This is a genomic window from Pseudonocardia sp. Ae505_Ps2, assembly GCF_001932425.1.
GTDB lineage: Bacteria > Actinomycetota > Actinomycetes > Mycobacteriales > Pseudonocardiaceae > Pseudonocardia.
Window position 1 is genome coordinate 2,719,826 of sequence record NZ_MCIP01000001.1, and the last position, 22,964, is coordinate 2,742,789.

Annotated in this window: 21 protein-coding genes; 14 read left to right on the forward strand and 7 right to left on the reverse strand. The window is 73.3% G+C overall.

From position 1 onward, the window contains the following. Positions 1 to 91 precede the first annotated feature (91 nt). From Ae505Ps2_RS13095 to Ae505Ps2_RS13105, 3 genes are read left to right on the forward strand one after another with little or no spacing between them, the layout of a single operon-like run. A complete protein-coding gene (locus Ae505Ps2_RS13095; RefSeq protein WP_139318798.1) occupies positions 92 to 310 on the forward strand; it encodes a hypothetical protein in 219 nt (72 codons plus the stop codon). Positions 311 to 327: 17 nt separating this feature from the next. Beyond that, positions 328 to 702: a cupin domain-containing protein gene (locus Ae505Ps2_RS13100; protein WP_060714438.1), complete on the forward strand. Its 375-nt coding sequence runs from the start codon at positions 328 to 330 to the stop codon at positions 700 to 702. 38 nt (positions 703 to 740) lie between these two features. After that, positions 741 to 1,181, forward strand: a complete 441-nt coding sequence (locus Ae505Ps2_RS13105; RefSeq protein ID WP_075307973.1) for an META domain-containing protein — start codon at positions 741 to 743, stop codon at positions 1,179 to 1,181. Between the two features lie 146 nt (positions 1,182 to 1,327). On the opposite strand, the gene Ae505Ps2_RS13110 is transcribed toward Ae505Ps2_RS13105, so the two are convergent. Next, the gene (locus tag Ae505Ps2_RS13110) at positions 1,328 to 2,140 is read right to left on the reverse strand and encodes an alpha/beta hydrolase family protein (protein WP_249265260.1); all 813 of its coding nucleotides are present in this window, start codon (positions 2,138 to 2,140) and stop codon (positions 1,328 to 1,330) included. Positions 2,141 to 2,154: 14 nt separating this feature from the next. On the opposite strand from Ae505Ps2_RS13110, the gene Ae505Ps2_RS13115 reads away from it, so the two are divergent. Both Ae505Ps2_RS13115 and Ae505Ps2_RS13120 read left to right on the forward strand, forming a co-directional pair. Then, positions 2,155 to 3,366 carry a macrolide family glycosyltransferase gene (locus tag Ae505Ps2_RS13115; RefSeq protein ID WP_233147436.1) on the forward strand — a complete coding sequence of 404 codons (1,212 nt, stop codon included), beginning with the start codon at positions 2,155 to 2,157 and terminating at the stop codon, positions 3,364 to 3,366. A 127-nt stretch (positions 3,367 to 3,493) separates the two neighbouring features. Beyond that, positions 3,494 to 5,014, forward strand: a complete 1,521-nt coding sequence (locus Ae505Ps2_RS13120; RefSeq protein ID WP_249265261.1) for an alpha/beta hydrolase — start codon at positions 3,494 to 3,496, stop codon at positions 5,012 to 5,014. 7 nt (positions 5,015 to 5,021) lie between these two features. Here Ae505Ps2_RS13120 and Ae505Ps2_RS13125 read toward each other — a convergent pair whose 3' ends face one another. Further along, complete coding sequence (locus tag Ae505Ps2_RS13125; protein WP_083695620.1) at positions 5,022 to 6,044, reverse strand: YdcF family protein; 1,023 nt, start codon at positions 6,042 to 6,044, stop codon at positions 5,022 to 5,024. 146 nt (positions 6,045 to 6,190) lie between these two features. Here Ae505Ps2_RS13125 and Ae505Ps2_RS13130 point away from each other — a divergent pair, with 146 nt between their 5' ends. Continuing rightward, entirely contained in the window at positions 6,191 to 7,615 is a 1,425-nt protein-coding gene (locus Ae505Ps2_RS13130; RefSeq protein WP_198932131.1) for a ferric reductase-like transmembrane domain-containing protein, read from the forward strand. Positions 7,616 to 7,639: 24 nt separating this feature from the next. Here the strand turns inward: Ae505Ps2_RS13130 and boxB are convergent, their stop codons facing one another. Both boxB and boxC read right to left on the reverse strand, forming a co-directional pair. Continuing rightward, a complete protein-coding gene (gene boxB, locus Ae505Ps2_RS13135) occupies positions 7,640 to 9,052 on the reverse strand; it encodes a benzoyl-CoA 2,3-epoxidase subunit BoxB (RefSeq protein WP_075307969.1) in 1,413 nt (470 codons plus the stop codon). Between the two features lie 3 nt (positions 9,053 to 9,055). Beyond that, a complete protein-coding gene (boxC, locus tag Ae505Ps2_RS13140) occupies positions 9,056 to 10,765 on the reverse strand; it encodes a 2,3-epoxybenzoyl-CoA dihydrolase (protein ID WP_075312272.1) in 1,710 nt (569 codons plus the stop codon). 179 nt (positions 10,766 to 10,944) lie between these two features. Between boxC and Ae505Ps2_RS13145 the strand changes: the two genes are divergently transcribed. From Ae505Ps2_RS13145 to Ae505Ps2_RS13155, 3 genes are all read left to right on the forward strand, one after another. Further along, on the forward strand, positions 10,945 to 12,447 hold the full coding sequence (locus tag Ae505Ps2_RS13145; protein ID WP_075553660.1) for an insulinase family protein: 1,503 nt from the start codon (positions 10,945 to 10,947) through the stop codon (positions 12,445 to 12,447). A gap of 107 nt (positions 12,448 to 12,554) precedes the next feature. Further along, positions 12,555 to 14,057 (forward strand): insulinase family protein, encoded by a 1,503-nt coding sequence (locus Ae505Ps2_RS13150; RefSeq protein ID WP_139318795.1) that lies wholly within the window; start codon positions 12,555 to 12,557, stop codon positions 14,055 to 14,057. Between the two features lie 64 nt (positions 14,058 to 14,121). Further along, complete coding sequence (locus Ae505Ps2_RS13155) at positions 14,122 to 14,673, forward strand: DUF3558 family protein (RefSeq protein WP_158071456.1); 552 nt, start codon at positions 14,122 to 14,124, stop codon at positions 14,671 to 14,673. Positions 14,674 to 14,712: 39 nt separating this feature from the next. On the opposite strand, the gene Ae505Ps2_RS13160 is transcribed toward Ae505Ps2_RS13155, so the two are convergent. Together Ae505Ps2_RS13160 and Ae505Ps2_RS13165 are read right to left on the reverse strand one after the other, a co-directional pair. Continuing rightward, a complete protein-coding gene (locus Ae505Ps2_RS13160) occupies positions 14,713 to 15,156 on the reverse strand; it encodes a hypothetical protein (protein ID WP_020625596.1) in 444 nt (147 codons plus the stop codon). Between the two features lie 93 nt (positions 15,157 to 15,249). Beyond that, complete coding sequence (locus Ae505Ps2_RS13165; protein WP_083702258.1) at positions 15,250 to 16,914, reverse strand: benzoate-CoA ligase family protein; 1,665 nt, start codon at positions 16,912 to 16,914, stop codon at positions 15,250 to 15,252. Positions 16,915 to 17,040: 126 nt separating this feature from the next. On the opposite strand from Ae505Ps2_RS13165, the gene Ae505Ps2_RS13170 reads away from it, so the two are divergent. The 5 genes from Ae505Ps2_RS13170 to Ae505Ps2_RS13190 all read left to right on the forward strand — a co-directional run bounded on the left by Ae505Ps2_RS13170 (position 17,041) and on the right by Ae505Ps2_RS13190 (position 22,506). After that, the gene (locus Ae505Ps2_RS13170; protein ID WP_075553661.1) at positions 17,041 to 17,844 is read left to right on the forward strand and encodes a PIG-L family deacetylase; all 804 of its coding nucleotides are present in this window, start codon (positions 17,041 to 17,043) and stop codon (positions 17,842 to 17,844) included. A 274-nt stretch (positions 17,845 to 18,118) separates the two neighbouring features. Continuing rightward, positions 18,119 to 19,873: a cytochrome c oxidase subunit I gene (gene ctaD / locus Ae505Ps2_RS13175; protein ID WP_043280148.1), complete on the forward strand. Its 1,755-nt coding sequence runs from the start codon at positions 18,119 to 18,121 to the stop codon at positions 19,871 to 19,873. A 35-nt stretch (positions 19,874 to 19,908) separates the two neighbouring features. Then, on the forward strand, positions 19,909 to 21,132 hold the full coding sequence (serB, locus tag Ae505Ps2_RS13180) for a phosphoserine phosphatase SerB (protein WP_170917126.1): 1,224 nt from the start codon (positions 19,909 to 19,911) through the stop codon (positions 21,130 to 21,132). Beyond that, positions 21,129 to 21,884, forward strand: coding sequence for a peptidyl-tRNA hydrolase (locus Ae505Ps2_RS13185; protein ID WP_075307957.1), 756 nt, complete (start codon positions 21,129 to 21,131; stop codon positions 21,882 to 21,884). Before serB ends, Ae505Ps2_RS13185 begins: the two co-directional genes overlap by 4 nt. 10 nt (positions 21,885 to 21,894) lie before the next feature. Then, a complete protein-coding gene (locus Ae505Ps2_RS13190; protein ID WP_075307955.1) occupies positions 21,895 to 22,506 on the forward strand; it encodes a carboxymuconolactone decarboxylase family protein in 612 nt (203 codons plus the stop codon). Here Ae505Ps2_RS13190 and Ae505Ps2_RS13195 read toward each other — a convergent pair whose 3' ends face one another. Next, the gene (locus tag Ae505Ps2_RS13195; RefSeq protein ID WP_075307953.1) at positions 22,507 to 22,923 is read right to left on the reverse strand and encodes an organic hydroperoxide resistance protein; all 417 of its coding nucleotides are present in this window, start codon (positions 22,921 to 22,923) and stop codon (positions 22,507 to 22,509) included. Positions 22,924 to 22,964: the final 41 nt, after the last annotated feature.

Genomic DNA, 22,964 nt, shown 5'->3' on the forward strand with positions numbered 1-22,964 from the left:
CGCTCATACCCCCCCAGGGTATTCCCCCGGGGCGGTTCCCGCGGGGTACGGTCGCGGTCGTCCCGCGGGGACACCACGGGAGGTGGTCGGCGTGGTCCGGGTCGAGGGGCACTGGCGCAACCGCAGCTGGGTCGCCGCGCACTACCGGCACCCGATGCGGCCCGGTGCCGACCAGACGGTGCTCGTCGCGCTGCCCGCCTGGTCGGTGTGCATCGACCTGTCCGCACACGGCGGACCGTTCCCCGCCGAGCCGGTGGACGGGCGCCCCGCGCCACCGCTGCCCGCACCCCGACCGCCCGCCGAGCACTGAGGCGGCAGGATGGTGCGGTGCCGAAGCTGATCGAGAACGCCAGCCGGGTCACCGCCGCCGGGACCCCGCCCAAGACCATCGACGAGTACGTGGGCCGGGTGAACTCCGGCGACGACGCGGTGTCGGTCGCCCACATGCGCAGCCCGTCCGGCTGGGCCGAGCCCGGCCAGACCCCGGAGTTCGACGAGTACACCCTGGTCCTGCGGGGCGCGCTGCGCGTCGAGTACGACGGCGGCGAGCTCACCGTGGCCGCCGGGCAGGCCGTGCACACCGCGCCGGGGGAGTGGGTGCGCTACAGCTCGCCCGGTCCGGAGGGGGCGGAGTACGTGGCCGTCTGCCTGCCCGCCTTCGAGATCGGTGCCGCGCACCGCGACGACGAGGCCGGGAGCTGACCGCCCCGGCCGGGGCCGCGATCCGGTACACCGGGGAGGTGACGAACCGGACAACTGCACTCGCCGCACTCGCCGCCGCCGCGCTCGTCCTGTCCGGCTGCGGTGCGGCCGGCGATCCCGACGGCGATCCCGACGGCGCGGCGGACCGCGACGGCCCGCGCGCCGCCGAGGCCTCCGACCTCACCGGCGTGCGCTGGCTGCCCGCCGACGGCACCGCGCAGGGCCGCGCGTTCGCCGAGTTCGCCCCGGACGGCACCTGGACCGGCTCGGACGGCTGCAACGGGCAGAGCGGCGAGTGGACCCTCGGCGGCGACGGCGCCCTGCGCGCGACGGCGGGCCCCAGCACGCTGATCGGCTGCGAGAACGTGCCGGTCGCGCGCTGGGTCTCCGGGGCCGTCCGCGTCGAGACCGACGGTGAGGCCCTGCTCCTGCACCCCGCGGCGGGCGAGCCCGTCCGCCTGGTCCCCGCGCCCCGCTGACGCCCCGCCCCGCCCCGCCCTGCCCTCACCGCGCCGAGGCCCGCACTCCGGCCGACGCCGAGTCGCACGTTTCCGCCCCGCGCAGGGCGGAAACGTGCAGCTCGACGCCGGCCGCGACGGTCGAACGCCGCGGGACCGGGGCGGGGTCAGCGGGGGAGCGGCAGCCAGTCCAGGACGTCGCGGATCCGGGCCTCCCAGTAGCCCCACTCGTGCTCGCCCGGGCCGAACGAGGAGGTCACGGCCACCCCGGCGGCCCGGGCCCGCTCCGCGAACCGCACCGACTGCGGGTGCAGCGGGTCCTCGGTCCCGGCACACACGTACAGGGCGGGCGCCGCTCCCGGGTCGAGCCGGTCGAGCAGCGCGAACAGGTCGGCGTCGCTCCCGGCCACCGGGGCGCCGTCGAAGATCCGTTCCCAGATCCGGGGGTCCTCCTCGCGCGGCGGACCCGCGGCCAGCGCGGCGAGGTCCAGCGCCCCGGACAGCGACGCCGCTGCCGCGAAGCGGTCCGGCTCGGACAGCGCCCAGGACAGCGCACCGTAGCCGCCCATCGACAGCCCGGCCACGAACGTCTCCGCCGGGTCGGCCGACACCCGGAAGAACCGCGCCACCAGCGCGGGCAGCTCCTCGGTCACCCAGGTGCGGTAGCGGCCGCCGTAGGCCTGGTCGGTGTAGAAGCTGCGGTGCACCTGCGGCATCACCACGGCCAGCCCCAGCTCGTCGGCGTAACGCTCGACGGAGGTGTAGCGGGTCCAGGCGGTGTCGTCGTCGGACAGGCCGTGCAGCAGGTAGAGCACCGGCGGCGGGGCGTCGAGGTCGCGCACCCCGCCCCCGATCCGGGTCCGCGACGGCTGGGGCAGCAGCACCGTGACCGAGGTGGCCAGTCCGAGGGAGTCGGCGACGACGTCGCAGCGCAGCCGGGCCATCCGGCGATACTCGTCGGCGCGTCCCGGGCCGGTCAAGGCACACTCGGGTGGTGCACGTCCTCATGTCGACCACCGCCGCGCACGGCCACGTCCACCCGAACCTGCCGGTGATGGCCGAGCTGGTCGCACGTGGCCACCGCGTCACCTACCCGGTCTCCGAGCGGTTCGCCGAGGCCGTCGCCGCGACCGGGGCGACCCCGCTGCGGATCCGCACCGACCTGCCCGACCCGGCGAAGGGCGAGCAGTGGCCCGACGGCGGCGTCGTGGCGATGCGGCTGTTCTCCGCCGAGGCCCGCTCCGCCTACGCGCAGATCGCCGACGCGCTGCAGTACGAGCACCCCGACGTCGTCTGCTACGACGGTTCCGGCTGGGCCGGGCACGCCTTCTCCCGGGTCCGCGGCATCCCGCGGATCGAGCTGGCCCCGCACATGGTGGCCTGGGACGGCTTCGAGGCCGACATGGCAGAGGCCTTCGCGTTCCTGGAGACCCCGGAGGGGCTCGCCTGGCGGGCCGAGCTGGACGCCTGGCTCGACGAGGTCGGCGCGGGCGTCGGGAACCGGGAGTTCCTCGGCCGGCCGGACCGCTCGGTGGTGCTGATCCCGGAGGCGATGCAGCCCGAGCTCGACCGGGTCGACCGCGACCGCTACACCTTCGTCGGCCCGGTCATCGGCGACCGCTCCCACCAGGGGCTGTGGCCCAAGCCGAAGGCCCCGTTGCTGCTGGTGTCGCTCGGCTCGGCCTACACCGACCGGCCCGCGTTCTGGCGGGACTGCATCGAGGCCATGACCGGCACCGGCTGGCAGACCGTGCTGGCCACCGGCCCGCACGTCTCCCCGGCCGACCTCGGCGCGATCCCCGACGACGTCACCGTCCGGGAGTGGGTGCCGCAGCTGGCGGTGCTGGCGCACGCGTCGGCGTTCGTCACCCACGCCGGGATGGGCGGCTGCACCGAGGGCCTCTGGCACGGGGTGCCGATGGTCGCCGTGCCGCAGGCCGTGGACCAGTTCGGGAACGCCGACCGGATCGCCGCGCTGGGGGTGGGGGAGCACCTGCCCGCCGACGCGGTCACCCCGCAGAGCCTGCGCGACGCGGTGCTGCGGGTGTCGTCGTCGGAGGAGGTCGCTCGCCGCTGCGCCGAGGAGAAGGCGAGCGCCCGTGCTGCCGGCGGGGCCGCGGCGGCCGCGGACGTCATCGAGGGACTGGTGCCGTCCGCACGGTGCGCGACCTGCGCGCTCGTCGGAGGTTGTGGCGGTCGAGGCTGAGACGTCCGTTTCTCGTTGATCCGTTCGGGCTACCGTCGGGCGTGGCGATTGTGGACGCAGCGTCGCCGGTGGCACGGTCTGGCTCTCGGTCGGGGGGCGGGCGCGTGCGCCCGGAGAGGTGGAGCCGGTGCGCAGGACGATCATCACGCTGCTCGTCGCCGTGGGGGTGACGTTCGGGACCGCCGGTCCCGCCGTCGCCGCGCCGGCGGCACCCGCGCCGCCCCCGCCGGGGGCGGGCATCGTCTGGGGCGCGTGCACCAGCCCGTCGCTGCAGCAGGCCAAGGCCGAGTGCGGCTTCCTGAAGGTCCCGCTGGACCACGCGAAGCCCGCCGGCAAGAAGATCGAGATCGCGGTCTCGCGGATCCGGCACACCGTCCCGCAGGCGCAGTACCAGGGCGTCGTGCTCGTGAACCCGGGCGGACCGGGCGGCCCCGGGCTGGGCCTGTCCCGGCTCGGCGCCGCCGTCCCGAAGAACGCCGGCGCCGCCTACGACTGGATCGGCTTCGACCCGCGCGGGGTCGGCACCAGCCGGCCCGCGCTCAGCTGCGACCCCGACTACGGCGGCTACGCGCGCCCGGACTACCGGCCGGAGAACGGCGCCGAGAAGGCGTGGCTCCCGAAGGCCAAGGCCTACGCCCAGGCCTGCGGGAAGGCCGGCGGCGAGCTGCTCGCGCACCTGCGCACCGAGGACACCGTCCGTGACATGGACCTGATCCGCCAGGCGCTCGGCGCGAAGCAGATCAACTACTACGGCTTCTCCTACGGCACGCTGCTCGGCCAGGTCTACGCGACGATGTTCCCGGACAAGGTCCGCCGGATGGTCCTCGACGGCGTCGTCGACCCCCGCGACTGGTGGTACCGGGCCAACCTGAACCAGGACGTCGCGTTCCAGCGCAACATCGAGACCTTCTTCGACTGGGTCGCCAAGAACGATGCCGTCTACCACCTCGGCAACACCGGTGACGCCGTCGAGAAGCGCTTCTACGCGCTCTACGACGAGTTCCGGAGGGCCCCGCTGGGCGGGAAGATCGGCTCCTCGGAGTGGACCGACATCTTCCTGCGGGCCGGCTACAACGTGGCGGAGTACACCTCCGTCGCCGACGCGTTCGTCGCGGGGGCGAAGAAGGACGCCGCGACGCTCAAGGCCGCCTTCGACCAGGCTGGCTCGCCGACCGACGACAACAACTACGCCGTCTACCTCGCCACCCAGTGCACCGACGCCCCGTTCCCGCGCGACTGGGCCACCTGGAAGCGCGACAACACCGCCACCGACCGGAAGGCGCCGTTCGAGACCTGGGGCAACGCCTGGTACAACGGGCCCTGCCGGGACTGGCCGGTGAAGCCCAGGCCCGCCCCGAAGGTCGCCGGGACGCTGAAGACCGGTCCGCTGCTGATCTCCGAGACCTACGACGGAGCCACCCCCTACGCCGGCGCGCTGCAGGCCCGGCGGACCTTCCCCGGCTCGTCGCTGATCGAGGGTGTCGGGGGGCACACCCACTCGTCGTCGCTGTCGGGGATCGCCTGCACCGACGACGCGGTCGCCGACTACCTGCTCACCGGCGTGCTGCCGAAGCGGACCGGCGGGGACCGGTCGGACAAGCAGTGCCCGCCGCTGCCGCCGCCGTCCCCGACGACCGCGGGCAGCTGAGCGGGGCTCAGCCGGCGAGCAGCACGAGCGCCAGCGGTACCGGGACGGCGACCAGCGCCAGCAGCACCGCGTTGGCCACTCGGTACTCGCGCAGCACGGCGACGAACTCGCGCAGCACCGCGCTGGGCCAGTAGTAGCCTGCGGTCGGCGCCCCGACGGCCTGGGCGTCGATGCCCAGCCGCCGGGCCAGCAGCGCGGCCCGCAACGCGTGGTAGTTGCTGGTCACGATGACCCCGGGGCCGTCGCCGACCAGCGCCGAGCTGAACCGCAGGTTCTCCTCGGTGGTCCGCGAGCCGGTCTCCGCGGTCAGCACCGCCGGGTCGGCGCCGTGCGCCGCGGCCCAGCGGGCCATCGCCTCGCCCTCGGCGAGCCGCTCGTCGTCGCCCTTGCCGCCGGACAGCACCAGCCGCCCGGCGCGACGCCGGGCCAGCTCGTCCATCCCGGTCGCGATCCGCGACGCCAGCAGCGGTGGCACCTCGCTGCCGTGCAGCCCGGAGCCGAGCACGACCACCCAGTCCGCGGGCCGGTCGCGCACCAGCCACCGGTGGAGCCATGCGTAGCCGAGGAACGCGGCGAACTGGAACGCCAGGAACGCCGCCGCGAGCAGGCAGGCCAGCCACAGCGCGCGCAGCACGAGCGAGTCCAGCGCCAGCACCGGCCAGACGGCGACGAGCAGGCCGATGATCGCCAGGCCGGTGAGCAGTGACAGCGAGTTGCCGAGCGAGAGACGCTCCCGGCGGAGCATGACCGCGCCGTTGAGGACGCAGAACACCGCGAACACCAGCGTGATCAGTGGCGACAGCACCACGGCGAGCACGAGCGCGCCGAACACCGGGTTGCCGCTCGACCCGGCGATCGAGAGCACCCACCCGAGGAGCACCGCCGTGGCGAGCAGCCAGTAGGCGTTGCCCAGCCGCCGGGGATCGCGCCGGATCCGCCGCACGGTGACCACCGTGACGACGACCGCGACGACGACGGGCAGCACGACCGCGAGGACGGTCACGAGCAGGAGGAGGTTCGACTCGGACATCGACGTCGATCCTCGTCGCCGCCGCGCGGACCGGCCCCGGGCGGTGCGGACGGCCACCCGGTCGTGGCGGTCGGTGGTCGCGTCTGCGCGCCGAACTCCGGGTCCGGCGACGGCGCCGCCTGGCGGTCGGGGAGGACGACCACACTGTGTCATCCCTCTTCGCCCCCACCGTCCGGGTGCCCGGTGGCCGCTTCAAACCGGACCCACCGGTCCCCGCACGCGACGTCGCGCGCGCCGACCGCCGGGTCCGCCGTGCGACGGGGGTGCTCGCCGCCCTGGCGGTGCTGCTCGTCATCGCCTGGTGGGTCGACGGCGGTGGCCCCACCGGGCTGCTGGAGGGCGGCACCAGCGCGGTCGCCGAGACCGGACGGCTCTGTGGGCTGCTGGCGTCGCTGCTGCTGCTCGGGCAGGTGCTGCTCGCCGCCCGGATCCCGCTGCTGGAGCACGCGTTCGGCCAGCGGCACCTCATCGCGCTGCACCGCGGGACCGGCATCGCCTCGTTCGCCGGGGTGCTGGCGCACGTCGGATGCGCGAGCTGGGCGCACGGCCCCGCCGGCGCCGGTCGTGTCCCCGCCGGCTTCTGGGAGCTGACCTGGACCTGGCCCGGGATGGCGGTCGCCTCGCTCGGGACCGTCCTGGTGGTGCTGGTCGTCGTGACCAGCGCACGCTGGATCCGCACCCGCCTGCGCTACGAGTGGTGGCACCTGCTGCACCTGTGGGGCTACGCCGGGGTGTTCCTCGCGCTGCCGCACCAGCTGTGGGCGGGGCGGGAGTTCACCACCTCGCCGTCGCGGACGGTGTTCTGGTGGGGCCTGTGGATCGCCGCGGTGCTCGCCGTCGCGGTCTGGCGGGTCGCGGTCCCGGTGGTGCGGTCGCGCCGGCACCGGATCACCGTCGCCGCGGTGCTGCCCGAGGGCGACGGCAGCGTGTCGGTGCACATGACCGGCGAACGGCTGCGCGAGCTCGGCGCCTCGGCCGGGCAGTTCTTCGTCTGGCGGTTCCGGTCCGGGCGCGGCTGGCCCGCGGGCAACCCGTACTCGCTGTCGGCGCCGCCCACGGCCCGCTCGCTGCGGATCACCGTCAAGCAGCTCGGCGACGGGAGCGCCGCCGTCCCGAACCTGCGGCAGGGCACCCGGGTCTACATCGAGGGCCCCTACGGCAGGCTCACCCCGCGCACGCGGACCAGCCCGCGGGTCGCCCTGATCGGTGCCGGTGTCGGGATGACCCCGTTGCGGGCGCTGGCGGAGAAGTTCCTCAACGAGTCCGCCGACGTCGTGGTGGTGCACCGCTTCACCCGCGAGCCGTTGTTCGCCCGGGAGTTCACCCGCCTCGCCCGGGAGCGGAAGCTGCACGTCGTGACCTCGCCCGGGCCACGCCGGCGGTCGGGGTCGTGGTTCGGCGCCGACGCGGGCCGGGCCGACGACCTCGCCGCGCTGCGGGCCCGGATCCCGGACATCGCGGTGCGCGAGGTGTACGTGTGCGGGCCCGGCCGGTGGACCGCGATGGTCCGGCGCACCGTCCTCGCCGCCGGGGTGCCGGAGCGTCGCGTGCACGTGGAGAACTTCGGCTGACGGGCGGTCCGGGAGCCCCCCGGGTCAGGCGAGGTGGACGTACTCGTACTCGACGGGCTTGCCGTTGATCCCGTTCGACGGCGGCGCGATCCAGCCGGCGATCTTCCCGGGCTCGTAGACCGGGCGCATCAGGTTCTGCACGAACGTCCGGTCCGCCTCCGACGGCAGCCAGTCGTCCCGGCGGGACGCCCACACCTCGGACGAGATCAGGTCGCCCTTCGGGGTCAGCTCGTGCCCGGAGAACAGCCCCACCTGCCGGTTGAACCCGACGTGCGGGAGGTAGACGCGGTCGTCGAACCCGTTCTTCTCCAGGATGCGGTTCCAGCGCTTCAGCCCGGAGCCGCAGTCCTTCACGTACTCGTTGCGCAGGTCCAGGTTGAGCGCCAGCAGGGCCGGGACCTCGTCGGTGACGACGCGGCCGTCGCGGACCTGCTCCATGCCGTAGCCGTCCTCGGTCAGCACGTGGTCGTCGCGGCGCCGCTCCTCCTGCCAGCGGCCCTTGAGCCCGGCGGTGAAGTAGTTCGCGGCGTTGGTCGACTGCTCGGAGCCGAACAGGTCGAGGCTGACCGAGTAGTGGAAGTTGATGTACTTCTGGATCACGTCCAGCGGGATGCCGCCGTGCGGGGCGATGTCGGCGGTGTCGTGCTCGCGCATCAGCTCGCAGGTCCGCTGGATCACCCGGTCGATGCCGGTGGTGCCCACGAACATGTGGTGGGCCTCCTCCTTCAACATGAACTCGCAGGTGCGCGAGAGCGGGTCGAAGGCGGACTCCTTCAGCGTGCCGAGCTGGTACTTGCCGTCCCGGTCGGTGAAGTAGGTGAACATGAAGAACGACAGCCAGTCCGGGGTCTCCTCGTTGAACGCGCCGAGGATGCGGGGGCTGTCGAGGTCACCGGAGTTGCGCTGCAGCAGCGCCTCGGCCTCCTCGCGGCCGTTGCGGCCGAAGTAGGCGTGCAGCAGGTACACCATGGCCCAGAGGTGGCGGCCCTCCTCGACGTTGACCTGGAACAGGTTGCGCAGGTCGTAGAGGCTGGGGGCGGTCTCACCGAGGCGGCGCTGCTGCTCGACCGAGGCCGGCTCGGTGTCGCCCTGGATGACGATCAGGCGCTGCAGGTCGGCGCGGTACTCGCCGGGGACCTGCTGCCAGACCGGCTCGCCGCGGTTCTCACCGAACGCGATCCGGCGGTCGTCGCTGCGCTCGGCCAGGAACACGCCCCAGCGGTACTCCTCCATCGCGACGTGCCCGAACTGCGCCCAGCCCTCCTTCCCGACGTCGACGGCGGTGCGCAGGTAGACGTCCTGGGTCGGCACGGCCGGGCCCATCGTCTTCCACCAGGTGAGGAAGTTGGGCTGCCACGACTCCAGTGCGCGCTGCAGCTTGCGGTCCCCGGCGAGGTCGACGTTGTTGGGGATCTTCTCGGAGTAGTCGATGCTCATGGCTCACACCCGCTTGCGGTCGAAGTCGGCCCTGCGGCCCGTGCCGTACTTGCGCAGCGCGCCCTCCGGCCCGGAGGCGTTCGGCCGCACGAAGATCCAGTTCTGCCAGGCGGTGAGCCGGCCGAAGATGCGGCTCTCCATCGTCTCCGGCCCGACGAACCGGTGGTTGGCCTCCATCCCGGTCAGCGCGTCCGGCGACAGCGAGGCCCGCTCCTCGAGCATGATGCGGACCTCGTCGTCCCAGTCGATGTCGTCCGGGGCGTCGGTGACCAGGCCCAGCTCCAGCGCCTCGCCCGCGGTGAGGCGGCGCCCCACCTCCTTGCGCAGCACGGCGACGTGGTCGTCGTCGCCGTGGAAGCGGCTCGCCAGCCGGGACGGCCCGTTGGGCATCGGGAACGTGCCGAAGTTCGACGCCGTGAGCATGATCTGGGCCTCGTCGCCCTGCTCGTCGCCGTCCTCGTCGAGCGTGCCGTCGAGCATGTACTGGCGGTCGCAGGCCAGAGCCAGCTCCAGCAGCGCCCCGGCGAAGCAGGAGCCCGGCTCGATCAGCGCGATCAGGCTGCGGCTGGTCACGTCCAGGCGCTTGAGGGTGCGCTTGAAGTAGTGCCGGATCTCGTTGACCAGCCAGTCGTCGCCGGAGTGCTGCTCGATGACGCGCTCGAACGCCAGCGCGTCCTCGACGTCGCCCCGGGTGCGGATCACCCAGGTGCCCAGCTCCGGTTCGTTGCTGCGCAGCCGCAGGACCAGGTCGTCGAGCTGGCGGGTCACGGCCAGCGGCCAGAAGTCCGCGCCGAGGGCGTGGACGCGCTCGATGCTCTCCGGGACACCGCCCGCGGGACCGTCGACGGTGATCTCCACGAGGCCGCGGTCGCGGTCGAACTCCGCCCGCACGTGCGGGTAGGTGATGCCGTCGGCGGTCTCGGTGCGCTCCAGCGGGGGCAGCTCGATCCCCTCGCCCGCGGGCAGCCGGGTCGACGCCGCCGCGGCCTCGACCGCCCGCTCGGCCACCGTGGAGTCCCAGCGGCGCTTCGGGATCACCTCGTCGACGAGCTTCCACTCGACGGCCTGCTTCCCGCCGAAGCCCTCGGGCTTCGTCGCGAACACGTCGGCGCGGTCCTTGCGGACGCGGCGCTTGTCGGTGACACGGGTGAGGCCGCCGGTGCCGGGCAGCACGCCCAGCAGCGGGACCTCGGGCAGGGAGACGGTGGAGGAGTTGTCGTCGATCAGCAGGATCCGCTCGCAGGCCAGCGCCATCTCGTAGCCGCCGCCGGCGGCAGTGCCGTTGACGGCGGCGATCCAGGTCTGGCCGGAGTGCGCGGTCGCGTCCTCGATGCCGTTGCGGGTCTCGTTGGTGAACTTGCAGAAGTTCACCTTCCACGGGTGCGAGGACCCGGCGAGCATCCGGATGTTCGCGCCCGCGCAGAAGTTGCGGTCCTTCGCGCTGGTCAGCACGACGGCCCTGACCTGCGGATGGGTGAAGCGCAGGCGCTGGGTGATGTCGTGGAGCTCGATGTCGACGCCGAGGTCGTAGGAGTTCATCTTGAGCTCGTAGCCGGGGACGAGGCCGCCCGCCTCGTCGACGTCGAGCCGCACGTACGCGACCCTGGGGTCGTCCGGGTCGATCGCGAGCTGCCAGTGCCGGTAGCCCGACGGGTCGCGGTCGAAGTCCACCCGGGGGACGTCCGTGCCGGCGGCCGGGTCGTCACTGCTCATGGAGTCCACTCCTCCTCGCGTCGCTGCGACGCTGTAAAGACTACAACCAAGCGACGCTGCGACGGAAGAGTGTGGAGTGTTTGGGGTCACGGACGGCGCCGGTGTCAGTCCGTCCACATGAGCCACCGTTCCGGTGAGCTCCGAGGTCACGGGGTGGATCTCCGCTAGCGTCCACGGGCATGACGGTCACGGCAGCCGGCCCGGTGCGGCGCACCACGGTCGACGGGGTCCCGGTGCTCTGGGTCGATACGGCGGGGCCGCTCCACGCGGAGCTCCTGTTCGGGGTTGGCCGTGCCGACGAGACGTTCCGGACGACCGGCATCACCCACCTCGTCGAGCACCTGGTCATGCGCTCGCTCGGCGATCTCGACCACGACGCGAACGCCGGGGTCTCGCTGCTGACGACCGGGTTCGAGGTGAGCGGGCCGCCCGCGGTCGTCGTCGACCACCTGCGTCGCCTGTGCGGGGCGATCGCCCGGCTGGACCTGGACCCGATCGAGGCCGAACGACGGGTGCTGCTCGCCGAGGAGGAGACCCATCCGGCGTCGTCGGTGCCCGCCTGGCCGCTGTCCCTGCGCTACGGCTGCCGGGGGCCGGGCCTGGCGTTCCAACGCCAGCTCGGCGTGTACCTGGTGTCGCCCGACGCCGTGCGGGACTGGGCGCAGCGATGGCTGCACCGCGACAACGCGGCGCTGGTGCTCACCGGGCCGCCGCCGCCCGGGCTGACCCTTCCGCTGCCCGACGGGCCGGCGCCGCAGCACTCCATGCCCCCGCCGCTGCCGCATCCGACACCGGCGTGGATCGAGCAGGTGATCGACGGGTTGATCGTCGCGATGATCGGTCCGGACACCGCGGAGACCACCGCCGCGCTGGCGATTCTCCGTGACCGCCTCACCCGGGCGCTGCGCCACGACGCCGGCCTCGTCTACGACGTCGACACCGAGGTCGAGCGGCTGCCCGGAGACCTGGCCGCGATCGGGATCGGGCTGGGCATCGGCGGCCGCCCCGAGCACGCCCCGGCGCTGCGCGACACCTTCCTCGCCGTCATCGACGAGCTCTGCGCGTCCGGGCCGACCGACGCGGAGCTGGAGCGCAACCGCCGTCGGTGCCTCGCCGAGGTCGACGACGAGCACGACACGCTGCAGTGGCGCGCCTACGAGGAGGCCAGGACCCTGCTGGTCGGGACGGCGGCGGGCTGGCCGCGCATCGAACGCACCCTGGCCGGCGTCGCCGCCGAGGACGTCCGTGCCGCGATCGTGGCCCTGCGTGCGTCGATGACCCTCGGGGTGCCCCTGGACGGGGGAGTGGCGTCGCTGCCCCGGCGGCACGCGCCGCATCCGTGGCCGGCAGGGGGCCGGGTCTTCCGGCGGGCCCTGTTCGGCGCCTACCTGCCCCGGGGGGCGCAGCTGATGATCGGCAGGTCCTCCGTCACCCTGCAGATCCCGCAGGAGTGCCCGGAAACCGTCGCGTTCGCCGACGTGGTCGGTGTGGGGAGCGAGGACGGGCCGGGCGGCGACCGGGACCCGATCCTCGTCATCCACGGCGTCGACGGTACGGCTCTCATCGTCCGTGCGAAGGACTGGCGCGGCGGTCACGAGGCACTGGAGCTGCTCCGCGCGGCGCTGCCGCCGGAGGCCGTGTACACGACGCCGGAGCCGTTGCGCGTCATCGTGTCCGACTGAGTCGGTGCCTGCGGATCCGCCGGCTTCGGTGCCCGTCCGTCCACATGAGCCACCGGTTCCGGTGAATCCCGAGGTCGCGGACGGGATCCGCGCTAGCGTCACCGGGTATGACGGCTACGGCTGCCCACCCCGTGCGCCGCACCACGGTCGATGGGATTCCGGTGTTCTGGGTCGACCTGCCGGGGCCGCTGCACGCCGAGCTCGTGTTCGGTGTCGGGCGGGCCGACGAGACGTTCCGGACGACCGGCATCACCCACCTCGTCGAGCACCTGGTCATGCGTCGGCTCGGGGAGCTGGACCACACGGCGAACGCCGCCGTCTCCCTCCTGCTCACCGGGTTCGAGGTGACCGGGGAGCCGCAGGTGGTGGTCGACCACCTCACCCGGCTGTGCGGGGCGATCCGATGGCCGGATCTCACCGAGATCGACCGCGAGCGCAGCGTGCTCGTCGCGGAGGAGCTGGCCCACCCGACCTCGCCGCTGGCGTCGCTGCCGCTGGCGCAGCGCTACGGCAACCTCGGACCCGGCCTGGCGTTCTGCCGACAGCTCGGGGTGCACCTCGTCACGTCGCAGGACGTGCGGGACTGGATGGCGCGGTGGCTGCACCGGTCCAACGCGGCGTTGGTGCTCACCGGCCCGCCGCCGCCCGGACTCGGGCTGCCGTTGCAGGACGGCCCGGCACCTCGTCGAGCGCTCCCGCGGCCGCTGCCCGGGATCACGCCGAGCTGGACCGAGCTGCCGATCGACGGTGTCCTCGCGACGATGCACGGACCGGACACCGCGGAGACCGCGACCGCGCTGTCGGTCCTCGACGACCGGCTCACCCGACGGCTGCGGCACGAGGCCGGACTCGTCTACGGCATCGACGTCGCGCTCGAACAGCTGCCCGGCGGCGTCGCCATCGGCCTCGGGCTGGGGCTCACCGGGCGCGCGGAGCACGTGCCGGTGCTGCGCGACACCTTCCTGTCCGTCCTCGACGAGCTGTGCGTCACCGGCCCGACCCCCGCGGAGCTCGAGCGCGACCGGCAGCGGTGCCGGTCCGACATCGCCGACGACCGCGACATCGCCTGGTTGCGCGCCTACGACGAGGCCGCGGCGCTGCTGGCCGGCACCGTCCGCAGCTGGGACCGGGTGGAGTCGACGCTCGCCGGGCTCACCCGTGAGGACGTACGGGCCGCCGCCGGGACGCTGCGGGCGTCGATGACGCTCGGCGTTCCGGAAGGGGCGCAGCCCGGGTCACTGCCGGAACGGCGGGCGGCGCACCGCTGGCCCGCCACCGGGCGGCTGTTCAGACGGTCCCGCTTCAGGTCGTGGATGCCACGGGGCTCGCAGCTGACGATCGGCCGCTCCGCGCTGTCGCTGCACGTACCGGGACAGCCGGTGACGACCATCCCGTACGGCGAGGTGGTCGGGATGGGGACCGAGCCCGGCCCGGCGGGCGACGACGACCGCATGGTCGTCGTCCACGGTTCCGACGGCGAGATGATCGTCGTGCGGGCGTGGGACTGGCGCGGCGGCTCCGCGGCCCTGGACCTGCTGCATGCCGCCGTCCCGAGCGAGGCGGTGTTCGCGACCCCGGAGCCGCTGCGGCTGCTGGCCGACGACGACTGATCTCACCCCCGTGGACTTCCCGGATCGGCCGTGCCCGCGACCCCGGCCGGGCATGATCCGGGCCGTGATCCACACGATGCACCGCACCCGGCTCGCGGGCCTCGCGCTCGCCACCCTGACCGTGGCCCTGCCCCTGCTCGCCGGCTGCGCCGGCGCTGGCGGCGGATCCGCCGTCGCCCCGACGGCAGACGCCCCCGCTGCGGCGAACCTCTCGGTGCCGCCCTGCTCCCTCGTCCCCGACGGCGAGCTGTCCGGCCTCGGCCTCACCGGGCCGGGGAAGGCCACCGGGCAGCCCGCGCCCAGCTGCCGCTGGGACACCGCCGGCACCGGCGGGGGCACGACCGGGTTCTCGTACTCGATCCCGACCACGCTGATCGTCGCCGCGCAGCCCGGCGCCTACGACGCCGGTCTCGCCCAGCTGCGGGCCCAGGGCAGCACCCTCACCGAGGAGGCCCTCGACGGGCGCCGCGCCGCGGTGTCGGAGACCGAGGGCACCTGCATGGCCGTCGTCGACGCCGGGTCGGGGGCGCTGTCGGTGGTCGCGTCGGCCCCGACGGATCCCTGCGGCGCGGCCCGGCGGATCCTGGAGACCGCGCTGCGGACCGCCGGGGCCTGAGTCGCCACCGGGGTCCCAGTCACCCCCGGGGTCCGGGTCTCAGCCCCGGTTGCGCACCGCCGCGGACGGGACCTGCTTGCGCAGCTCACCCGTGTCGTTGCGGACGAAGCCCCGTGCGGTGAGCCAGCCGGTCACCGGCTCGGGGTCGGGGTGGCCGTGCGGCACGACGTTGTAGAGGTAGTTCAGCCGCCGCCGGCCCGCCTCGGCCTCCAGACGCTCCAGCACGAACGAGCCGACGCCGGTGTGCCGGGCCGCGGGGGCGACCAGGACCAGGATCTCGGCGTCGCCCCAGCTGCCGTCGAGCCTGCCGTAGGCGACGGTCGCGCCGTCGGCGTCCTCGACGCGCCACCACTCGTCGCCGAGCGGGTCGCCGTCCCCGGGCCGGCCGAGGCCGAACAGCGCGGGGTCGAGCCCGTCGAGCACCCGGCGCTTGCGGTCGTCCCAGGTCGCGGGGGTCTCCGGGATCCAGTCCCACGTGTCCACGCCGCCTCCTCGCCGTCGGTGCATCCGGTGAGTGAACCCCGCCGGGTCACTCCGGGTCGAGCGAACGTCCTACATCGAGACACCCCGGGGGCCTCAGACCACGGTCTCCGGGGTGCCGGGGTGGCCGGTGGCCCCCGGCAGGGCGGCGGCGTGCGCGCGCAGCCGGTAGCGCTGGATCTTCCCGGTGGGGGTCTTGGGCAGCTCGTCGACGGTGACCACGGCGCGCGGCCGCTTGAACGCGGCCAGCCCCTCGCGGCAGAACGCGACCAGCTCGCTCTCCGACGGCGCCGCCGCCGGGTCGCGGGGCACCACGAACGCGACCGGCTTGTCCAGTCCGTCGTCGTCCGGGATCCCGACGACGACCGCCTCCACGAGCCCCGGGTGCTCCAGCAGGCGGGTCTCGACCTCGCCGGGGGAGACCCAGATGCCCCCGACCTTCAGGACGTCGTCGGCCCGGCCCAGGCAGGTCCACGACCCGTCCTCGCCGCGGACGTACTGGTCGCCGGTACGCATCCAGCGGCCCTGGAACACCGCGCGGTTGACCTCGGTGCGACACCAGTAGCCGGTGCACACCGAGTCGCCCGCGACGTAGAGCATGCCCTGCTCGCCGGGGCCGTCGATGACGCTGCCGTCCGGCCGTCGCAGCTCCACCTCGTAGCCGGGGACCGGGAAGCCGGAGCTGCCCGGGACGACCTCGCCCGGCCGGTTGGAGATGAAGATGTGCAGTGCCTCGGTGGAGCCGATGCCGTCGAGGACCTCGAAGCCGTAGCGGTCGAGCACACCGTGGAACATCCGCGCGGGCAGCGCCTCGCCCGCCGAGGCGCCGCGGCGCACGGTGGCGAACCGCTCGCGCGGCAGCTCGGCGGCGATCATCGGGCCCCAGAAGCTGGGGACGGCGAAGAACAGCGTCGCGCCGTGCTGCTCGACGAGGCGGGAGTAGTGCTCCGGGTCCGGCCGGGACGGTTCGAGGACCGTGCAGGCGCCGACCGACAGCGGGAAGAACATCGAGTTGCCGATGCCGTAGGCGAAGAACAGCTTCGCGACCGAGAGGCAGACGTCGTCGCGGCGGATGCCGAGGACCTGTCGGCCGTAGGTGTCGGCGACGAACCGGATGTCGTCGTGCCGGTGCATGGCGCCCTTGGGCTTGCCGGTCGTGCCCGAGGTGTAGAGCCACAGCGCCTGGGACTCCGGCCAGGTCGGGTGCGGCTCGGGCAGCGGGTCGGCGCCCTCGAGCAGTGCGTCCCAGGTGAGCGAGGTGACTCCGGTGACCAGCGGGTCCGCCCCGGTGAGCACCACGCGCTCCAGGTCGGGCGCCTGCGCGACGGCCTCGGTGAGGTGCGCGGCGAAGGCCTCGCCGCCGATCACCGTGGTCGCCCGCGAGTCCCGGACGAGCACGGCCAGCTCGCGCCCGGTCAGCATCGTCGAGCAGGGCACGGCGACCGCGCCGGCCCACAGGGTCGCGAGGATCGCGGTGAACAGCTCGACGTCGTCGGGCATCACGAGCAGCACCCGCTGCTCGGGCCGTACGCCGGCCCGGCGCAGGGCCCCGGCGACGAGCCGGACCCGGTCGGTCAGGGCGGCGTAGCTGAGCGAGCCGCCGGGGTACCGGACGGCGGTGCGGGCGCCGTCCCCGGCCTCGACCCTGGCCGCGGTCAGGTGCGCGGCGGCGTTGAAGACCGGCGCCTCCTGTGCGCTGCGGGGGACGGGCACGGTGGTGCGGCGGGAATCGACGTTGTCGACGCTGACGACATCGGCCATGGTGGGTGGCTCCTGTGCCGGTTCGGGGAGCTGTGATGCTACACACATCCGACGGCGCGTCAACGGTCTGTAGATCGACGACGGCCCGGTGCGGGGCGGGCGGGGCCGGCTCCTAGGCTCACCGGCGTGGGGACCCTCGTCAGCTTCCATGCCCATCCCGACGACGAGTCGATCGGCACCGCGGGCACGCTCGCCAAGGCCGCCGCGCTCGGCCACCGCGTCGTCCTCGTCTTCGCCACCCGTGGCGAGCTGGGGGAGCCGGTGCCCGGCGTCCTGGCCGAGGGGGAGCAGCTGCCGGTGCGCCGCTCCGCGGAGTGCCACGAGTCGGCCCGCGTGCTGGGTGTGGCCCGCGTGGAGTTCCTCGGCTACGTCGACTCCGGGATGATGGGCGAGCCGTCCAACGACGCCCCCTACTGCTTCTGGCAGGCCTCGGTGGAGCACGCGGCCAAGCGGCTCGCGCTGATCCTCGAGGAGGAGGAGGCCGACGTCCTCACCACCTACGACGACAACGGCGGCTACGGCCACCCCGACCACATCCAGGTGCACCGGGTGGGTGCCCGCGCGGGCGAGCTCGCCGGGGTGCCGGTCGTCGCGCAGAACACCACCAACCGGGACTGGCTGCTGCGCGGGATGAAGGGACTGCGCGCCGACGGCGGCGCCGACTTCTCCCTCGACATCCCCGACGACCCGTCGTTCGGCAAGCCCGAGTCCGAGATCACCCACCGGGTCGAGGCCGTCGAGTACGCCGAGGCCAAGCGCGCCTCGATGCGCGCACACGCCAGCCAGATGGGGCCCGACCACTTCCTGCTGGCGATGCCGGACCCGGTGTTCGCGATGGGGCTGGGCACCGAGTTCTACATCGTCGAGGCCCAGCCCAACCCGGCCAGCGCGCCGGAGCTCTGGACCGAGGTCTTCGAGCCGCTGCGGTGACGCCCCGCGCCGGTTCCGGGCAGTGCCGGGCGCGCCACGCCGCCACCGTCGCGGGCCCTCGCCCACCTGCCGGTCCGGCGAAGGGCGCCCTGAGTGCGCGGTCGGGGACTGTCGGTTCTACTCTCCGTAGAGCACAATCGGCGCGCGCCGTGCGACGAGCCGGGACCCACGAAGTGGATCTCCCGGACCGGACGGGCGCCGCTCGCCGGTCGGGAAGTAGAGTCTGCCCGTCCGCGAGGACGTGCTCAGGTCAGGCAAGTGCATGGAGGCCCAGGTGACAGCCGTCGAGCCCAAGCCGATCTCGACGCGCCCGTATCCGGCGCGGCGTGAGGGCAAGGGATCCACGTTCCTCAAGATGTTGAGGACGACGGACCCGAAGGACATCGCGATCCTCTATCTGACGACGTCGTTCGGCTTCTTCGCCGTCGGCGGTGTCATGGCGCTGCTGATCCGCGCCGAGCTCGCACGGCCGGAGCTGCAGTTCCTGTCGACCGAGCAGTACAACCAGCTGTTCACCATGCACGGCACGATCATGCTGCTGCTGTTCGCGACGCCGATCGTCTTCGGTTTCGCGAACTACATCGTGCCGCTGCAGATCGGTGCCCCCGACGTCGCGTTCCCGCGGCTCAACTCGTTCTCCTACTGGCTGTACCTGTTCGGCGGCATCATCGTCGTCTCCGGCTTCCTGACCCCGGGCGGCGCGGCGGACTTCGGCTGGTTCGCCTACACCCCGCTGTCGGACGCGGTGCGGTCGCCGGGGCCGGGCGGTGACCTCTGGATCATGGGTCTGGTCGTCTCCGGTCTGGGCACGATCCTCGGTGGCGTCAACTTCGTGACGACCATCGTCTGCATGCGTGCGCCGGGCATGACGATGTTCCGGATGCCGATCTTCACCTGGAACATCTTCATCACCGCGCTGCTGGTGCTGATCGCGTTCCCGATCCTGACCGCCGCGCTGCTCGCGCTGGCCGCGGACCGCCACCTCGGCGCCCAGATCTTCAACCCCGCCAACGGCGGTGTGGTGCTCTGGCAGCACCTGTTCTGGTTCTTCGGCCATCCGGAGGTCTACATCGTCGCGTTGCCGTTCTTCGGCATCGTGTCCGAGATCTTCCCGGTGTTCGCCCGCAAGCCGATCTTCGGTTACAAGGGCCTGGTCTTCGCGACCATCGCCATCGCGGCGCTGTCGGTCGCGGTGTGGGCGCACCACATGTACGCCACCGGCGCGATCATGCTCTCGTTCTTCGCCTTCACCACGTTCCTCATCGCCATCCCGACGGGCGTCAAGTTCGTCAACTGGATCGGCACCCTGTGGAAGGGCAAGATCACCTACGAGACGCCGATGCTGTTCTCGGTCGGCTTCCTCGTCACGTTCCTCTTCGGCGGCCTGACCGGCATCCTGCTCGCGATGCCGCCGGTGGACTTCCACGTGTCGGACACCTACTTCGTGGTCGCGCACTTCCACTACGTGCTCTACGGCACGATCGTGTTCGCGACCTTCGGCGGGATCTACTTCTGGTTCCCGAAGATGACCGGCCGGTTCCTCGACGAGAAGCTCGGCAAGATCCACTTCTGGCTGACCTTCGTCGGGTTCCACCTGACGTTCCTGGTGCAGCACTGGCTGGGCAACGAGGGCTACCCGCGTCGCTACGCGGACTACCTGCCCTCTGACGGCTTCACGACGCTGAACACGATCTCCTCGATCGGTGCGTTCATCCTCGGTGCCTCGACGCTGCCGTTCTTCTACAACGTCTTCAAGAGCTACCGGTTCGGCCGGGTCTGCACCGTCGACGACCCGTGGGGCTTCGGCAACTCGCTGGAGTGGGCGACCTCGTCGCCGCCGCCGCGGCACAACTTCACCGAGCTGCCCCGGATCCGCTCCGAGCGCCCGGCGTTCGACCTGCACTACCCGCACCTGGTCGAGAAGGCGCGCGCCGAGGCGCACGTCGGCAATCGGGCGCACCCGAGCGAGGTGCTCGCGCAGGAGGTCGGCAAGGAGTCCATGCCGGACAGCGACCCCAAGTCGAAGTAGTGACCCCAGTACTTCCCGGTCCGGCCCGGCCCACCGTGCTCGTCACGGTGACCGGGCCGGACCGTCCTGGTGTCAGCTCCGTGCTGTTCACCGCGCTGACCGCGGCCGGTGTCGAGCTGCTCGACCTGGAACAGGTCGTGGTCAACGGCCGGCTCACCCTGGGCGCGCTGGTCGTGCCCGAGGGGGACCCGGAGGATCTGCAGGACACGGTCGGCGCGGCGATGGACTCCATCGCCATGAGCGTGCACATCGAGATCCAGCGCGACGGCCGCCGGGCCACCCGGACGCCGTCGACGCACGTCGTCACGGTGCTGGGCCGGCCGATCACGGCCCGCGCGTTCGGCGCGATCGCCGCGGAGCTTGCGGCGGTCGGCGCCAACATCGACTCCATCCGCCGGGTCGCCGACTACCCGGTGACCGGGCTGGAGCTGCTCGTCTCCCCGGTCCCCCAGGGTGACGCCGACGCCTACCCGCCCGGCACGCTGCGCAAGCGGCTGGTCCGGGTGGCGCGGCAGGCGGGCGTCGACGTCGCGGTGTCCCGGGCCGGGCTGTCCCGGCGCAGCAAGCGGCTCATCGTGTTCGACGTGGACTCCACCCTGATCCAGGGCGAGGTCATCGAGATGCTCGCCGCCCGTGCCGGGGCCGACGTCGAGGCCGAGGTCCGCCGGGTCACCGAGGAGGCCATGGCCGGCCGCCTCGACTTCACCGAATCGCTGACCCGGCGCGTCGCAGCCCTGGAGGGGCTGCCCGCTTCCGTCGTCGACGAGGTGGCCGCCGAGATCGAGCTGACGCCCGGTGCCCGCACCACGATCCGCACGCTGCGCCGGCTCGGCTATCGCTGCGGCGTCGTATCGGGTGGGTTCACGCAGGTCATCGCCGGGCTCGCGCGCGAGCTCAAGCTCGACTTCGTCGCCGCGAACGAGCTGGAGATCTCCGGGGGGAAGCTGACCGGACGGGTGGTCGGCGAGGTCGTCGACCGGGCCGGGAAGGCCGTCGCGCTGCGCCGGTTCGCCGCGGCCCACGACATCCCGCTGGAGCAGTCGGTCGCGGTCGGCGACGGCGCGAACGACATCGACATGCTCTCCACCGCCGGGCTCGGCGTCGCGTTCAACGCCAAGCCGGCGCTGCGCGAGGTCGCCGACACCTCGGTGTCGGTGCCCTACCTCGACGTCGTGCTGTTCGTCCTGGGCATCACCCGTACCGAGGTCGAGGCCGCTGACGCCGCCGAGGGCGTGCTGCGCCGGGTCCCGCTGGCGTGACCGCTCCCGCACCGGTGCTGGCGCTGCTCGCGGGCCGTTACGGAGCCGGGGCCCGCGGCCGGGACATCGCGCCGGAGGCCGACGGCGTCGTGCGGGCGATGCCGGTCGTGCTGCGCATCGAGCGCGACCCGCTGCCCGTGCGCACCGCGCTGCTGGAGGCGGCGGCCACCGCGGCGCTCGCCGTCTGCACCGACCCGCGGGCCCAGCCCGGTGGCGACTGGCACGATGCCGTCGCCCCGTGGGTGGACGGACGCATCCGCAAGATCGCGCGGCGGGCCCGTGGCGCGCACTGGCGCGCCGTGGCGGAGCTCCCCGGCGTGACGGTGCGGGTCGGTGACGCCGAGGTCCGCGCCCTGCTGCCCGGCCCGGTCGACGACGTGCCGAAGGTCGTCGCACGGCTGCAGATCGGCGGTACAGAGCTGCCCGCCGACGAGCCCGGCCCACCCGACCCGGACGCCCCGCTGGTGTTGCTGTCACCGCACGCCGAGATGACCGTTGGCAAGGCCGCCGCGCAGGTCGGGCACGCCACCATGCTGCTCGGTGCGGCCGCCGGGTGGCCGGTCGGCGCGGCACCGGTGTGCGCGGTGCGCACCGCGGACCCGGCCACCTGGGCGCGCCTGGCCCCGCCCGCCGACGACGGCACCGACGGCGTCGTCGGGGTGCGCGACGCGGGTTTCACCGAGGTCGACCCGGGCACCATGACCTGCCTGGCAGTGGCTCACGCCGCGTTTGCGGCCGGACCACGGCGGTGATCCACCGGGTGTGACCACACACCCGCCTGCCGGCGCCCGGGACTGGGGCGGCCGGCTGCCCCGCAACGAGACCCTCGACCTCGACGACGAGCAGCGCGCCGCCGTCGACCGGATCCGCTCCGGCACGGCCCGCTGGGCCGAGGAGTCCGGCTTCGCCGCGACCGACGACGAGGGCGGCCTCATCGGCCCGTTCAACGCGTTCGTGCTGCGCCCGCGCCCGGGCACGGCGTTCAACCGGTGGGTCGCGACCGACCAGCAGGAGTCGTCCCTGCCGGCGACCGTGCGCGAGGTCGTCATCCTGACCGTCGGCGCGGCCTGGGGCGCCGCCTACGAGCTGTACGCGCACACCGCCGTCGCCCGCTCGGTGGGGCTGGACGAGAACGCGGTGCAGGCCCTGCTCGACGGAACCGCGGCCCAGGTGCTGACCGGCGACGAGCTCGTCGTGCACCGGTTCGTCGACGAGCTGGTCCGCACCCACCGGGTCACCGACGACACCTACGCCGCGGCCGAGGCCGCGATCGGCCGCGACGGGGTGCTCGACACCGTCCACCTGACCGGCATGTACCTGTCGGTGTCGGCGCTGCTCAACGCCTTCGAGATCCCGGCGCCGGACGGTCCCTGATCAGACCGTGGCGGTGAGGGTGACCTCGACGTTGCCGCGGGTCGCCTTCGAGTAGGGGCACACCTGGTGCGCCGCCTCGACCAGCTCGTCGGCGGCCGACTGCTCCAGGCCCGGAAGGTGGGCGGTGATGTCGGCGGCGACGTGGAAGCTCACGTCGTCGGGCTGCAGCTGGATGGTCGCGGTGACCTGTGCGTCGTCCGGGACGGCGACCTTCGCCTTCCGGGCCGCCAGCCGCAGCGCGCCGTGGAAGCAGGCCGCGTAGGCGGCGGCGAAGAGCTGCTCGGGGTTGGTGGCGCCGCCGGGGCCGCCCAGCTCCGGCGGCATCTTCAGGTCCTGGTCGATGAAGCCGTCCTCGCTGCGGATGTGGCCGTCGCGGCCGCCGCCGGTCGAGGTGGCCTCGGTCGTGTAGTTCGCCATGGGTACTCCTCCGATTTCATTGGTTGTGCGCAATCTATCTC